General features: G+C 68.9%; 15 protein-coding genes. 13 read left to right on the plus strand and 2 right to left on the minus strand.

Annotation, left to right across the window (positions count from 1 at the left end; all coding sequences use genetic code 11):
- Positions 1-2: 2 nt before the first annotated feature.
- Positions 3-1,424, minus strand: coding sequence for a M20/M25/M40 family metallo-hydrolase (locus ACODSL_RS05550; RefSeq protein ID WP_488899638.1), 1,422 nt, complete (start codon positions 1,422-1,424; stop codon positions 3-5).
- Positions 1,425-1,786: 362 nt separating this feature from the next.
- On the opposite strand from ACODSL_RS05550, the gene ACODSL_RS05555 reads away from it, so the two are divergent.
- The 4 genes from ACODSL_RS05555 (at position 1,787) to ruvB (ending at position 4,807) form a co-directional block, all read left to right on the plus strand.
- The gene (locus tag ACODSL_RS05555) at positions 1,787-2,497 is read left to right on the plus strand and encodes an MgtC/SapB family protein (RefSeq protein ID WP_488899639.1); all 711 of its coding nucleotides are present in this window, start codon (positions 1,787-1,789) and stop codon (positions 2,495-2,497) included.
- 158 nt (positions 2,498-2,655) lie between these two features.
- Positions 2,656-3,159: a crossover junction endodeoxyribonuclease RuvC gene (gene ruvC, locus ACODSL_RS05560; RefSeq protein ID WP_488899640.1), complete on the plus strand. Its 504-nt coding sequence runs from the start codon at positions 2,656-2,658 to the stop codon at positions 3,157-3,159.
- Complete coding sequence (gene ruvA, locus ACODSL_RS05565; protein WP_488899641.1) at positions 3,156-3,776, plus strand: Holliday junction branch migration protein RuvA; 621 nt, start codon at positions 3,156-3,158, stop codon at positions 3,774-3,776. The genes ruvC and ruvA overlap by 4 nt, the downstream gene beginning before the upstream one ends.
- A complete protein-coding gene (ruvB, locus tag ACODSL_RS05570; RefSeq protein WP_488899642.1) occupies positions 3,773-4,807 on the plus strand; it encodes a Holliday junction branch migration DNA helicase RuvB in 1,035 nt (344 codons plus the stop codon). The genes ruvA and ruvB overlap by 4 nt, the downstream gene beginning before the upstream one ends.
- Before the next feature lie 2 nt (positions 4,808-4,809).
- Here the strand turns inward: ruvB and ACODSL_RS05575 are convergent, their stop codons facing one another.
- The gene (locus tag ACODSL_RS05575) at positions 4,810-5,280 is read right to left on the minus strand and encodes a response regulator (protein ID WP_488899643.1); all 471 of its coding nucleotides are present in this window, start codon (positions 5,278-5,280) and stop codon (positions 4,810-4,812) included.
- Between the two features lie 131 nt (positions 5,281-5,411).
- Between ACODSL_RS05575 and ACODSL_RS05580 the strand changes: the two genes are divergently transcribed.
- The 9 genes from ACODSL_RS05580 (at position 5,412) to tilS (ending at position 12,991) form a co-directional block, all read left to right on the plus strand.
- Positions 5,412-5,837, plus strand: coding sequence for a hypothetical protein (locus tag ACODSL_RS05580; protein ID WP_488899644.1), 426 nt, complete (start codon positions 5,412-5,414; stop codon positions 5,835-5,837).
- Between the two features lie 195 nt (positions 5,838-6,032).
- Positions 6,033-6,488 (plus strand): tol-pal system-associated acyl-CoA thioesterase, encoded by a 456-nt coding sequence (gene ybgC, locus ACODSL_RS05585; RefSeq protein WP_488899645.1) that lies wholly within the window; start codon positions 6,033-6,035, stop codon positions 6,486-6,488.
- An 80-nt stretch (positions 6,489-6,568) separates the two neighbouring features.
- A complete protein-coding gene (tolQ, locus tag ACODSL_RS05590; protein ID WP_488899646.1) occupies positions 6,569-7,267 on the plus strand; it encodes a protein TolQ in 699 nt (232 codons plus the stop codon).
- 3 nt (positions 7,268-7,270) lie between these two features.
- The gene (locus tag ACODSL_RS05595) at positions 7,271-7,792 is read left to right on the plus strand and encodes an ExbD/TolR family protein (RefSeq protein WP_488899647.1); all 522 of its coding nucleotides are present in this window, start codon (positions 7,271-7,273) and stop codon (positions 7,790-7,792) included.
- A gap of 61 nt (positions 7,793-7,853) precedes the next feature.
- Positions 7,854-8,612: an energy transducer TonB gene (locus ACODSL_RS05600; protein ID WP_488899648.1), complete on the plus strand. Its 759-nt coding sequence runs from the start codon at positions 7,854-7,856 to the stop codon at positions 8,610-8,612.
- A gap of 55 nt (positions 8,613-8,667) precedes the next feature.
- A complete protein-coding gene (gene tolB / locus ACODSL_RS05605) occupies positions 8,668-9,927 on the plus strand; it encodes a Tol-Pal system beta propeller repeat protein TolB (protein ID WP_488899737.1) in 1,260 nt (419 codons plus the stop codon).
- Between the two features lie 127 nt (positions 9,928-10,054).
- Positions 10,055-10,600 (plus strand): peptidoglycan-associated lipoprotein Pal, encoded by a 546-nt coding sequence (gene pal, locus ACODSL_RS05610; RefSeq protein ID WP_488899649.1) that lies wholly within the window; start codon positions 10,055-10,057, stop codon positions 10,598-10,600.
- A gap of 112 nt (positions 10,601-10,712) precedes the next feature.
- Positions 10,713-11,567, plus strand: coding sequence for a tol-pal system protein YbgF (gene ybgF / locus ACODSL_RS05615; protein ID WP_488899650.1), 855 nt, complete (start codon positions 10,713-10,715; stop codon positions 11,565-11,567).
- A gap of 122 nt (positions 11,568-11,689) precedes the next feature.
- Positions 11,690-12,991, plus strand: a complete 1,302-nt coding sequence (gene tilS, locus ACODSL_RS05620) for a tRNA lysidine(34) synthetase TilS (RefSeq protein WP_488899738.1) — start codon at positions 11,690-11,692, stop codon at positions 12,989-12,991.
- Positions 12,992-13,054: the final 63 nt, after the last annotated feature.

The raw sequence follows: 13,054 nt of genomic DNA on the forward strand, positions 1-13,054 counted from the left end.
TCCTATTTCGCCGAGGCGTAGGCTTTGACGAGGCCGTACAGGAAGTCCCGCGCGTCATAGAGCGACTTGACCCGGATGCGCTCATTCAGACCGTGGACGCCGCTGTTGCTGTTGTCCGAGAAGATGCCCGTCAGGCCGTAGGTCGGGATGCCGTAGCTGTTGAGGTACTTGCCGTCGGTCGCCCCGGTGGACTGGAACGGAACGATCGGCACGCCCGGCCAGATCTTGTCGGCCTCGACGCGGATCGGCTTCATGATGTCCGGCGACAACGGCGGCGGCGGCGGCGTCAGCCGTACGGTGGCGTCCGGCGTCACCGAGACCTTGGGGTCGGCCGCCAGGGCGATCAGCTGAGCCTGTACGGCGTCTACCGAGACGCCCGGGAAGATGCGGCAGTTCACATTGGCCTCCGCCCGCTGCGGCAGGGCGTTGGGGGCATGCCCGGCGCTGGCCATCGTGGCCACGCAGGTGGTCCGCAACATGCTATTCCAGGTCGGGTTGCGCGAGATGATGGCGGCGGCCGCCGCGTCGGTTGGATCGGCGACAATGGCCCGCATCGCCGCACCGGTCCTGGGATCGACCAGCGGCGCCATGGCCGTGAAGTAGGCGCGCGTGGTGTCGTTCAGCTGGACCGGGAAGTCGTAGTCCCCGATCCGCACCAGCGCGCCGGCCAGATGGGTGATCGCGTTGTCATGCACCGGCCGGCTCGAGTGGCCGCCCTTGTTGGTCGAGCTGAGCGTGAAGTCCTGGTAGACCTTTTCGCCCGACTGGATCGACAGCGAGACCGGCTTGCCGTCGTCGCTCAGCAGGCCGCCGGCCCCTTCATTGAGCGCGAACTGGGCGTCGATCAGCGCCCGGTATTTCCGCACGAGCAGGCTGGCGCCGTTCAGCGACCCCTCGCTCTCCTCGCCGCAGGTCAGCGCCATCTTCACGGTGCGACGGGTTTTGAAGCCCTCCTGCTTGTAGCGGATCAGGGTGTCGACCCAGATCGAAGCCTCGGCCTTGTCGTCCGATGCGCCGCGGGCATAAAACCAGCCGTCCTCCTCGATCAGGGTGAAGGGGTCGCGCGTCCAGTCGGCCCGGTTGGCCTCGACCACGTCAATGTGCGCCAGCAACAGGATCGCCTTGGCCTTCGGATCCGTTCCGGGAAGGACGGCGACCAGATTGCCTTCGCGCGGATGGTCAGGGTCGACGATCAGATGGAGATCGCTGTCCGGATAGCCGGCGGCCTTCAACCGCGCCGCCATCGCCTCGGCCGCCCTGGTGCAGCTGCCGACCGACAGGGTCGTGTTGATCTCGACCAGTTCCTTGTAGAGGGCCCGGAAGGCCAGCTGGTCGGGACGCGGCGCCGCCTGCCGGGCGCTGGCCAGTCCCGGCAACGCCGCCGCCAGGGCGAGTCCCGCAACCATCTTCCGCCAAACACGCATGACTCACCCCCCGTTCGGAAGCGCACATTCACACCCGTCGCCCGGCGCGGCGCAAGAGTGCGTGGTTCGATGGGGCGTAGGGCGTAGGGCGTAGGGCGTAGTTCGACCTGCGCACGCCGCCAGCGCCGCGCGCCCTCTCTGCTACTCCCTACGCCCTACTCCTCCACGTCATCCTGAGCAGCCCGCGAAGCGGGCGAGTCGAAGGACGCAGGGATGCTGCCGCGCGGATGCAGACTGCGTGGTTCGACACGCGCCTTCGGCGCTGCTCACCATGACGTGGAGGGGTGGCGGCGAACCCCGCCACACCGACCATTTGCATCCGCCGCGATTTGGAGCATTGTTCCGGGTTCGGAGGATTATTCATGTATGCGTTTCTGAACACGGCATTGAATCCACAGTATATATTGCCGCTCATTGGTGCGCTTCTGGCCGGCGGTTGCATCGGATTCGAGCGTGGATTTCGCGGTCAGCCGGCCGGCTTTCGCACCCACAGCCTGCTGGCGCTGACCTCGGCGCTGCTGATGGTCGCGGCCAATCACCAGATGAGCTGGATCGGGTCGACGACGCCGCACGACGTGATCCGCATCGACCCTGTGCGCATGGCGCACGGCATCCTGACGGGCGTCGGCTTCCTCGGCGGCGGCGTGATCTTTCGCGAGGGCTTCAACGTTCATGGCCTGACCACGGCGGCCTCCGTCTGGACCACCAGCTGTATCGGCATCCTGTTCGGCATCGGCTTCTGGGAGGTGGCTGTCAGCGGCACGGTGCTGGCGCTGATCGTGCTGGCCGGCTTCCGGCTGATCGACCAGCGGCTGCCGCAACAGTCGCTGGCCGACATCACCATCCGCTACGCCCGGGGCGCTGCCCCCGGCGCCGAGGACCTGCGTGAGCGGCTCAAGGCGCTGGGTCTGAGATCCGCGCCGCTCAGCGAACGGCTGTTGAAGAAGGGCCGGTATATCGAGCACGGGGCCACCGTCAGCGCGCTGAACCGCACGGCGATCGACCGCCTGGCCGCCGAACTGCGCGCCGACCACAAGGTCATCGAGTTCGAAATCGAGCCGCGGAACGCCTGATCCTCTCCCTTCGGGGAGGTGGCTCGCCGAAGGCGAGACGGAGGGGGTCCGCTCCGGTCTCGGGTGACCCCCTCAGTCGGCTGTGCCGACAGCTCCCCCGACGGGGGAGCATCTCGTCTTTGCAGTTCGTTTAGTGTTCGGCCACAGTAGTAGAACACATGATGAACGCGATTCGGATTCTCGGGCTCGACCCTGGTCTGCGGCGCACCGGCTGGGGCGTGATCGCGGTCGAGGGCTCGCGTCTGACATGGGTCGCGCACGGGGTGATCACCTCCGTCGACAAGGCCCCTTTGTCCGAGAGGCTGCTGAGCCTGTTCGACGGCATCGGCGCGGTGATCGCCGCGCATGAGCCGCACGAGGCGGCGGTTGAGGAGACCTTCGTCAACACCAACCCGCAGTCCACGCTCAAGCTGGGCCAGGCCCGCGCCGCCGCGATGATCGCCCCGGCGAAGGCCGGTCTGACCGTGGCGGAATACGCGGCCCGCGAGGTCAAGAAGTGCGTGGTCGGCACCGGCGCCGCCGACAAGACCCAGGTCGCCTTCATGATCGCGAGGCTGCTGCCGACCGCCGGCGGCCCGACCCAGGACGCCGCCGACGCCCTGGCCGTGGCCATCACCCACGCCCACTCCCGCCGGGCCCGGGCGTTGAGACAAGTGGCATGATCGGGCGGCTTCGCGGCATCGTCGCCGAGATCGGCGAGGAAGAGGCCCTGATCGACGTCGGCGGGGTCGGTTACGTCGTGCGCTGCGGCTCGCGCACACTCGGCCGGCTACCCGCTGTCGGCGACGAAACCATTGTCTATGTCGAGCATCAGTGGAGCGAGGCCCAGGGCCCGCGCCTGTACGGCTTTTCCACGCGCGAGGAGCGCAGCGTGTTCGTGCTGCTGCAGGCCATCCAGGGCGTGGGGCCGAAAGCCGCCATGGCCGTGCTGGACGTCCTGCCGCCGGCCGAGCTGGCCGGAGCCGTACAGCGGGGGGACCAGGCGCTGGTCGCCCGCGCCAACGGTGTCGGACCCAAGCTGGCGCAGCGGATCGTGCTGGAACTGAAGGGCAAGCCGCTCGGCGACGGGCTGATCAGCGGCGGCGCGACGGGTCCAGGTATCGAGCCGCCGAAAGCGCATCGCGTCAGCGCGTCCGGCGAAGCCGTGGCCGCCCTCATGGGCCTTGGCATCGCCGAGCCGGTCGGCCGGCGAGCGGTCGAGCATGCCCTGGGGCATCTCGGCGATGAGGCAGACGTGTCATCCCTGATCAAGGCCGCCCTGAAGGAGATCGGGCGGTGACCGACGACCGCATCATCTCGGCGGACGCCCAGCCGTTCGAAGCGACCGACAAGGCGCTGCGGCCGCAGACGCTGGCCGAGTTCGTCGGGCAGGAGCAGACCAAGGCCAACCTCAAGGTGTTCATCGACGCGGCGCGCGACCGGGGCGAGGCGCTCGACCACGTGCTGCTGTTCGGCCCGCCGGGGCTTGGCAAGACGACGCTGGCGCAGATCGTCGCCCGCGAACTGGGTGTCGGCTTCCGCGCCACGAGCGGCCCGGTGCTGGCCAAGGCCGGCGACCTCGCCGCGATCCTGACCAACCTTGAGCCGCGCGACGTGCTGTTCATCGACGAGATCCACCGCCTGCCAGCCAGTGTGGAGGAGATTCTCTATCCGGCGATGGAGGATCACGTCCTCGACCTGATCATCGGCGACGGGCCTTCGGCGCGCTCGATCCGCATCGATCTCGCGCCCTTCACCCTGGTGGCGGCGACGACGCGGGCGGGGATGCTGGCGACCCCGCTGCGCGACCGGTTCGGCATCCCGCTGCGGCTGGAGTTCTACACCCCGGCGGAGCTTCAGCGGGTGCTGCTGGGCGCCGCCCGCAAGATGGGCGCGCCGCTGACCGAGGACGGGGCCGGCGAGATCGCCGCCCGGTCACGGGGCACGCCACGCGTCGCGGGCCGCCTGCTGCGCCGGGTGCGCGACTTCGCCGCCGCCGATGGTGCGACACTCATCGACAAGGGCCACGCCGGACGGGCGCTGGCGCGGCTGGAGGTGGATGAAGCCGGGCTCGACAGCCTCGATCGCCGCTACATGCGCGCCCTGATCGAAAACTACGGCGGCGGCCCGGCCGGGGTCGAGACCCTCGCCTACGCCATCGCCGAAGCCCGCGACGCGGTGGAGGACGTGATCGAGCCGTTCCTGATGCAGCAGGGGTTCATCCAGCGGACCCCGCGCGGACGGGTGGCCTGCGGCAAGGCTTACCTGCATCTGGGTCTGAAGGAACCGCCGCCGCCGAAGGGCGCACCGGGACTGTTCGACGAGGGCTGAGGTCAGGCCGCGGCCGGCGTCGGCCGGGCGCCGTCGTCGGTCGGCATAGACCGGAAGACGCTGAGGCGCTCCGGACAGGGCAACAACGGCTGTCCGGTCTCATGACGAAAGAGATAGTCGACAGCCTGCCGCATCTGGACGGGTGTGTAGGGCTTGGGCAGCGAGGCGATCGCCGCCTCGCGAGCCAGCTCTACAACGTCGCGCTGGCCGCTGATGAACAGCACCGGCACCCCCATCGCCTTGAGATCCCAGGCCAGGGCGGCTCCGTCATCGTCCCCTTCGAGGTCGATATTGACCAGGGCCAGGTCCGGCCGCGTCGTCCGCGCCGTCGTCAGCGCCTGCTGATGGCGGGTGGCCAGCTCGAGCACGCGGTAGCCGTAGTCCTCAAGCTCGTCCTGGAGACTCATCGCGATCAACACCTGGTCCTCGACGATGAGAAGCACCTTGGGCGCCGCGTGGGCGGGCGTGGTCATGGGGTCGGTCTCCGGTCCATTCCGTAACCGCCCGGCGGCATGCAGGTTCCGGCGTCGCGAACCATTGCGCGCGAGCGGCGTTCCCCGTTGCAGGCCGCGACGTTGACGTCGGCCTGACGGAGGGACGTCCCATGACACTGCGCATCCTGCTGCTTTCCGGCCTGGCCATGACGCTTGCCGCCTGCGGCGACGGGGCCGCCGGTGGCCGTTGCAAGTCGCCGATCGATCCAAAGGCCGGACAGAAGACCGCCGCCGTGGAACCGGGACCCGTGCTGAACGCCGATGTCGGTCGGGTCGACGCTCGCGGCGCGACGGCGGACGCCCGGGCCTGCGTCCAGCGCTATGCCTGGAAGCTGTCGAAGGGAAAGGACGGCACCGAGGTCGTTGCGGCCGCCGCCGTCACCGCCTGTGACGGATTCATCGCCGCCGCCACCCAGGCCGAACAGGGCTCCGCCGGCGCGCAGGACCTGAACGCCATTCAGGACGCCAACCTCCGCACCATGACCCGCTGGGCGACACTGTATGTGGTCCAGTACCGCGCGGATGTCTGCGACTAGGTTTCTCCCTCGCCTTCATGGGGAGGGACGTCGGCGCAGCCGACAGGGTGGGGAAGCGAACGGCCGCGCTGGACGCGCCGGTGTAGCGACAAGCCTCCCCACCCGTCCGGGCTCCGCCCGTCCACCCTCCCCATGAAGGGGAGGGAGGGCCGCGCACGGGATGACGCCGCGCGCGCCATCCCGTATTGCTTCGGGATGGATCAGGATCACCCCACCGCCGGCCGCTTCGAAGGCCGAGAGCACGTGCTGCCGGTACGGGTCTACTACGAGGACACCGACTTCACCGGGGTCGTCTATCACGCCAATTATGTGCGCTATTTCGAGCGCGGGCGGAGCGACTTCCTGCGGCTGGCGGGCGTTTCGCACACCGACCTGCTCGAGCGGCACGATCCGGCGGCCTTCGTGGTCACGCGGATGGAAATCGACTTCAAACGGCCTGCGAAGATCGACGACGCGCTGCAGGTCGTCACGACCTACGACCAGGCAAAGGGCCCCCGCCTGCAGATCAGCCAGCGCATCATGCTGGGTGACGTTCTGATCGCCGTCGCGAAAGTGTCAGCCGCCTGCATCAGTCTCGACGGAAAGCCGCGCAAGCCGCCGCCAGGCCTTGTCGAGGCGCTGCGGCCCTGGTTTTGCAAGGAAGAGGGTTAAGGCCTGTTAAGGGCCGCGCCATAGTTTCACCAAAGCCGCACGCGTGAATTGCGGCGAACCTGACCTGGGGATGCGACCGCATGGACGCCCAAACGATCTCGGCCGATACGTTTTCCATTGTCACGCTCTGGAGCAACGCCGACTGGGTGGTGAAACTGGTCATGATCGGCCTGGCCTCGGCCTCGCTTTGGTCGTGGGCGGTGATCATCGACAAGGTGTTCCGTTTCGGGGCGCTGAACTCCGAGGCCAACAGGTTCGAGGACAAGGTCGGCTCCGGCCGGCCGCTCGAGGATGTGGGCCAGGAATCGGCCGGGTCGAAGCATCCGCTGCCGAAACTGCTCAACGCCGCCCTGCGGGAATGGAAGGAAGCCCGGGCCCGCGGCGCCATCGGCGACACGCAGACCGCCCTGCTGATCCAGCGCATCGACCGGGTGCTCGACAGCAACATCGCCCGCGAAAGCCAGAAGGTCGAGGACGGCCTCGGCAGCCTGGCCATCGTCGCCACGGCCTCGCCGTTCATTGGCCTGTTCGGCACGGTCTGGGGCATCATGCACGCCTTCCAGAACATCGCGATCGAGAAGAACACCTCGCTGGCGGTCGTGGCGCCGGCCATCGCCGAAGCCCTATTCGCCACGGCCATCGGCCTGGCCGCGGCCATTCCGGCCTACATCGCCTACAACAAGTTCTCGACCGACGCCGGCAAGTTCGCCGCCCGGCTGGAAGGCTTCGCCGACGATCTGTCGACCGCCATCCAGCGTCGTCTGGCGGAGAAGATCTGAGCCATGGCCCTGTCGTCCACAGACGCCTTCGGCGCGGTCGGCAAGCGGCGCGGCCGGCGCGGGCGCGGCCGGCGCGGCGCGCTCAGCGAGATCAACGTCACGCCCCTCGTGGACGTGATGCTGGTGCTGCTGATCATCTTCATGATCAGCGCGCCGCTGCTGACCAGCGGCGTGCCCATCGAGCTGCCCAAGACCGAGGCCGGCGCGATGCAGGACCAGTCCGAGCCGATCACCCTGACGATCAAGGCCGACGGCGGCCTGTTCGTCGGCGACAGCCAGATCCCGTTCGCGTCGCTCAAGCCCCGGCTCTCGGCCATGGCCAGCGCGGGCTACGACAAGCCGATCTATGTCCGCGCCGACGGCAAGGCCTCGTATGAGGTCGTCGCCCGGGTGATGGCGGCCCTGTCGACGGGCGGCTTTTCCAAGATCAACCTGATCACCGACACCGGCGGCCCGTCTTCGGGCCCGGCGGCCGCGCCCTCGCCCTCGCCCTCGCCCTCGCCCTCCGAGATCCCCGCAAAATGACGCGGGGCTGCCCCTTCCCCAACCGTGGGACGCGCCGATGAGTCGGCGCGAGGGCACGAACATGTCCCCGGCTCTATTGGCCTCGCTGCTCGTGCATGTGGGCCTGTTCGCGTTCGTCATCATGGCGGGGATCTGGTTCAAGAAGCCGCCGCAACCGCCCGGCGGGGTCCCGATCACCATCGTCACCCAGGGTCCGCCGAACGCGCGGCAGGCCGAACAGGGTGATGTCGAAGAGGTTTCGGCCGGCGAGGAGGTTCTGCCTGAACCGGCGCCGGAGCCCGTGCCAGTCGCCCCGCCTCTGCCCGATCCGACGCCGAAGCCTCCGGTGAAAACGCCCGCGAAGGCGACGCCGACCCCGACGCCGACCCACAAACCGGCGCTCGATCTCGATCGGCTGATGGCCGACGTCCAGAGCGCGCGCCGCCCGGCCAGACCGCAGGCCGGCGGCGGCGGCGGAACCGGCAAACGGGACCGGACGCTGGCGGTCGGCACGAGCACGGGCCCCTCGGCGGGCGCCAAGGGCTATCTGCTGACGCTTGGCAGCGACCTCGGCCGCCGCTGGAATCCCAACTGCCTCGTCGAGGGCGGGGCGGACGTGAACATCAAGGTCAGCTTCATCGTCGCGCCGAACGGCCGGCTGCTCGGCGACCCGACCTCGTCCGGCGGAAGCGCGCCTCCGGGGTCGTTGCTGCGGGCCGGCTCCGACGCCGCCATTCGCGCCATACGAATGACAGAACCTTTCCCCAATTTCCCCGCCGAGCTGTACGGTGAGAAAGTCACCGTCAATTTCAACGCCAACCAGGTTTGCGCGAGTCGCTGACCGGAGTGCCACGATGACCTTCAGACCCGTCCTCGCCGCCCTCTTCGCGCTGTTCATGGCCGGCGCCGTTTTGCCCGGCATGGCCAGGGCCGACGTGGAGATCGACGTCAACCAGGGTGAGGTTCGCCCCCTGCCGATCGCCGTGCCGGCCTTCACCGGCGCCGCGCGGGGCGCGGAGATTGCCCAGGTCATCTCCGGCAATCTGGAACGGTCCGGCCTGTTCGCGCCGATCGACAGCGCCGCCTTCCCCGAACGCAACCTAGACATCGGCATCCAGCCCGACTTCGCCGGCTGGAAGACCATCAACGCCCAGGCGCTGATCAACGGCGCCATCACCGTCGAGGCGGACGGCAAGCTGCGCGTCGACTTCCGCCTGTGGGACGTGTTCTCCGGCGAGCAGCTGCTGGGCTTGCAGTTCACCTCGACGCCGGAAAACTGGCGCCGCGTGGCGCACAAGATCAGCGACGCGGTCTATGAGCGGCTGACCGGCGAGAAGGGCTATTTCGACACCCGCGTAGTGTTCGTCGCCGAGAGCGGCCCGCGCGGCAATCGCGTCAAGCGCCTGATGATCATGGACCAGGACGGGGCCAACCCCTCCAGCCTGACCGACGGCAGCTATGTCGTGATGACCCCGCGCTTCTCCTCGACCAGCCAGGAGATCACCTACATGGCGCTGCGGCCGACAGGCTCCAGCATCTATCTGTTCAACATCGAGACCGCCCGTCAGGAAACGCTCGGCCGCTTTCCCGGCATGGTCTTCGCGCCACGGTTCTCGCCGGATGGCGGCCGCGTGGCCTTCTCGGTCGAGCGCGGCGGCAACACCGATGTCTGGGTGATGAACCTTGCCACTCGCGCGCAGTCCAAACTGACCAGCGACCCGGGCATCGACACCTCGCCCAGCTTCTCGCCGGACGGCGCGCGCATCGTGTTCAACTCGGACCGCGGCGGCAGCCCCCAGCTGTATGTGATGGACGCCAACGGCGGCGGGGCGAAGCGCATCTCGTTCGGCCAGGGCCGCTACATGACCCCGGTCTGGAGTCCGAACGGCGACTTCATCGCCTTTACCAAACAGACCGGCAGCTCGTTCCACATCGGCGTGATGCGTCCTGACGGTTCCGACGAGCGGATCCTGACCACCAGCTACCTCGACGAGGGTCCGACCTGGGCCCCGAACGGTCGGGTGCTGATGTTCTTCCGGGAAACGCCGGGCGGTCCGCCGCGTTTGTGGACCGTGGACATCACCGGCCGCATCCTGCGACCCGCGCCTTACCAGGGTTCAGGCTCGGACCCGGCGTGGTCGCCGTTGCTCAACTGACCGGTGATTGTGGTTGTTTGGCCCCGGTCTGACGCCATTGTGAGATCAAAGTCGAGTTTTGGGTCGCGTTTGTTCACAATCCTGCGCCACTATTGGCGCGATAGATAATCCACGGAGGAGGAAGCTCATGAGCTTCGACGCCAAGCGCGCCGTTAGACTGGCGCTTATTGTCGCCGCCACCGCTTCGATGGCCGCCTGCGCCACGAAGACGCCCGCGACACCCGGCCCCGGCCCGTCCGCCGGCCCCGGCCCCGCCGGACCCCGCGGTCCGGGCGTGACGCCGCCGGTCGACAGCCGCGTCCTGCCGGGCTCGGTGCAGGACTTCGTCATCAACGTCGGCGATTTCGTCTATTTCGATCTCGACAGCTACGACATCCGCTCCGACGCCATGCCGGTGCTGGACGCCCAGGCCAACTGGCTGCGCCAGTACCCGTCCGTGAAGGTGCGCATCGAGGGCAACTGCGATGAACGCGGCACCCGCGAGTACAACCTGGCCCTCGGCGCCCGTCGCGCCAACGCGGTGCGCGACTACCTCGCCAGCCGCGGCGTGGCCTCCAGCCGCATCGTGACCCTGTCCTGGGGCAAGGAACGGCCGGTCGATCCGGGCTCCAACGAGGACGCCTGGGCCCGCAACCGCAATGGACACACCGTCATCGTCGAGGGCGCGCGGTAACGCAGCCCCGATCGCTGAAAAGCCGGGAGGGGGCCGCGTTGACCGCGGTCCCCTCTTTGCTTTTGAAGCGCACGCCGTAATTTCGACGCCGCAATACAGACAGTTTCGAGCCATGACGCGCAAAACCCTTCTCGCCGCCTTCGCCGCCCTGACCCTGTCGCTCGGCGCCGCCGCCGCCTGGTCCCAGACGCCGATGCCTGATCCGCTGGACGACCGTTCGGTCAAGCGGCTCGACAAGATGGAAAAGGTCGTCCGCGAGCTGCGCTCGATCGTGTTCCAGGGCCGGGACAGCGGGAAGCCGGTCGTGGTCATGCCGGCCGAAACGGAACCCCAGATCCAGGCCCTGACCGATCGCGTCGCCGATCTGGAAGAGACCCTGACCAAGCTGAACGGCGCGAACGAAACCCTCGCCTACGACCTCGACCGCGCGCAGAAGGCCTTGAAGACCGCTGACGCCGCCAATCGCGCGCTGGCAGACCGGCTGGCCGCGCTGGAAGCCCGGACCACGGCCGTCGAGACCACGGTCGCCAGCCAGCAGGCCGCCGCCAACGACACCGCGACCCCGACCGAAGACGCCGGCGATCCCGACGCCGACTTCACCAAGGCCCGCAACTTCATGCTGAACGGCGACTACGATTCGGCCGAAGCCGCCTTCCAGGCCTTCGTGAAGCGCTATGGCGACACCGAGAAGGGTCCGGAGGCCCGCTACTGGCTGGGCAAGACGCTGTCCGTGCGCGGCGCCAACGCCGACGCGGCCGGGGCCTTCATCGGCGCCATCCGCGGCTGGCCCAAGACCGCCTGGGCGCCCGACGCGACGCTGGAACTGGCCCGCTCGCTGGTCGCCCTGAAGAAGCCGGCGGATGCCTGCCAGACCCTCGACGAACTGGCCCGCCGCTATCCCAAGGCCCCGGCTTCGGTGATCAGCCGCGCCGCAACGGTCCGCACCCAGGCCAAGTGCGCGGCGTAACGCTTCTCGTTCCGCTCATCCCGGCGAAGGCCGGGACCCAGGCTTTTTTCCTGACAGCGCGGCGCCGATAGCTAAAACACCTGGGTCCCGGCCTTCGCCGGGATGAACGGGTATTGAGCGCCTTGGACTTTCAGCAGAGAATCTTCCCCATCCTCGACCGCCGCCTGAAAGCCGTCTCGACGGCGCCGCTGGCCGTCGCGCTGTCGGGCGGCGGGGATTCGCTGGCGCTGCTGCTGATCGCCAAGGCCTGGGCGGACGCTCATGGCCGGCGCATCGTCGCCCTGACGGTCGATCATGGCCTGAACCCCGAGAGCGCCGGCTGGACCGCGCGTTGCCAGGAGACCGCGGCCAGGCTGGGCGTGGACTTTCGGGCCCTCGCCTGGACCGGCGCCAAGCCGGCCACCGGCCTGCCCGCCGCCGCCCGCCAGGCGCGCCACGCCCTGCTGGCCGATGCGACGCGGCGCGCCGGGGCGAGCGTCCTGCTCATGGGCCACACCGCCGACGACCTCGCCGAGTCCGCCGCCATGCGTGCGGAGGGCTCGACCGTTTCCGACGCGCGGGTCTGGGCCCCCTCGCCCGCCTGGCCCGAAGGGCGAGGGGTGTTCCTGCTTCGCCCTCTGCTGGGCGTCAGCCGGGCAGCGCTGCGGGACTATCTGCGAGACGCCGGCGAGGGCTGGATCGACGATCCCGCGAATGAGGACATGCGGTTCGCGAGAGCGAGGGCGCGGCGCCTTCAATCCTCCCCACGAAGTGGGGAGGGGGACCCTGCGGAGCAGGGTGGAGGGGGCAGCGCCGCCCTGTCCGGAAGGACAGGAATTCAGGCTTTGGCCGCTGCCGCTGGCGCTACCCCCTCCACCGCTCTCCGAGCGGTCCCCCTCCCCACTGCGTGGGGAGGATTGGTGTTGGCCAAATCCACCCCGCCCTCCACCCTCGCCGCCGCCGCCCTGTGCGCGGCCGGGACAGCCCGGCCGCCACGCAATGCCAGTCTTTCGCGGATCATCGACGGGTTGCGGCGGGGTGATCCGTTCACGGTCACGCTCGCGGGCGCGCGGATCGAGGTCGGCTGGACAGAGATCACGGTCATGCGCGACGCCGGTGAGACCACGCGCGGCGGTCTCCCCCCGCTGGCCCTGCCCCTGGGCCGGGAGGTGGTCTGGGACGGCCGCTTCGCGATCCTCGCCGACCGGCCCGGCCTGACCGTCGCTCCGCTCGCCAGCCGCGCCGCGAAACTGCCGGAAAGCGAGCGCAGACGAGTGACTGCCATCCCGGCCGCCGCTCGCCCGACCCTGCCCGTGATCTTCGACGCCGAAGGGGTCGTGACTTGCCCGATCCTTGCAGAGCGGCCATCGGTTCGTGTTCATGCCCTCGCATTGGCCCGTTTCGAGGCGGCGACGGGGGGCGTAGACAGCGAACCGGCTCCGTGACGAATCGCGCGCGTGGCGAAATCGACCCGGCCGTCCTATCTTGTAGTCGGTAAGCACAGGAAG

It is taken from the genome of Caulobacter sp. FG121 (assembly GCF_057809815.1).

What these genes read in the sequence shown, in the direction of transcription:
- ACODSL_RS05550 (WP_488899638.1), bottom strand. Translation starts at nt 1,424, where the DNA reads ATGCGTGTTTGGCGGAAGATGGTTGCGGGACTCGCCCTGGCGGCGGCG.
- ACODSL_RS05555 (WP_488899639.1), top strand. Translation starts at nt 1,787, where the DNA reads ATGTATGCGTTTCTGAACACGGCATTGAATCCACAGTATATATTGCCG.
- ruvC (WP_488899640.1), top strand. Translation starts at nt 2,656, where the DNA reads ATGATGAACGCGATTCGGATTCTCGGGCTCGACCCTGGTCTGCGGCGC.
- ruvA (WP_488899641.1), top strand. Translation starts at nt 3,156, where the DNA reads ATGATCGGGCGGCTTCGCGGCATCGTCGCCGAGATCGGCGAGGAAGAG.
- ACODSL_RS05575 (WP_488899643.1), bottom strand. Translation starts at nt 5,280, where the DNA reads ATGACCACGCCCGCCCACGCGGCGCCCAAGGTGCTTCTCATCGTCGAG.
- ACODSL_RS05580 (WP_488899644.1), top strand. Translation starts at nt 5,412, where the DNA reads ATGACACTGCGCATCCTGCTGCTTTCCGGCCTGGCCATGACGCTTGCC.
- ybgC (WP_488899645.1), top strand. Translation starts at nt 6,033, where the DNA reads ATGGATCAGGATCACCCCACCGCCGGCCGCTTCGAAGGCCGAGAGCAC.
- tolQ (WP_488899646.1), top strand. Translation starts at nt 6,569, where the DNA reads ATGGACGCCCAAACGATCTCGGCCGATACGTTTTCCATTGTCACGCTC.
- ACODSL_RS05595 (WP_488899647.1), top strand. Translation starts at nt 7,271, where the DNA reads ATGGCCCTGTCGTCCACAGACGCCTTCGGCGCGGTCGGCAAGCGGCGC.
- ACODSL_RS05600 (WP_488899648.1), top strand. Translation starts at nt 7,854, where the DNA reads ATGTCCCCGGCTCTATTGGCCTCGCTGCTCGTGCATGTGGGCCTGTTC.
- tolB (WP_488899737.1), top strand. Translation starts at nt 8,668, where the DNA reads ATGGCCGGCGCCGTTTTGCCCGGCATGGCCAGGGCCGACGTGGAGATC.
- pal (WP_488899649.1), top strand. Translation starts at nt 10,055, where the DNA reads ATGAGCTTCGACGCCAAGCGCGCCGTTAGACTGGCGCTTATTGTCGCC.
- ybgF (WP_488899650.1), top strand. Translation starts at nt 10,713, where the DNA reads ATGACGCGCAAAACCCTTCTCGCCGCCTTCGCCGCCCTGACCCTGTCG.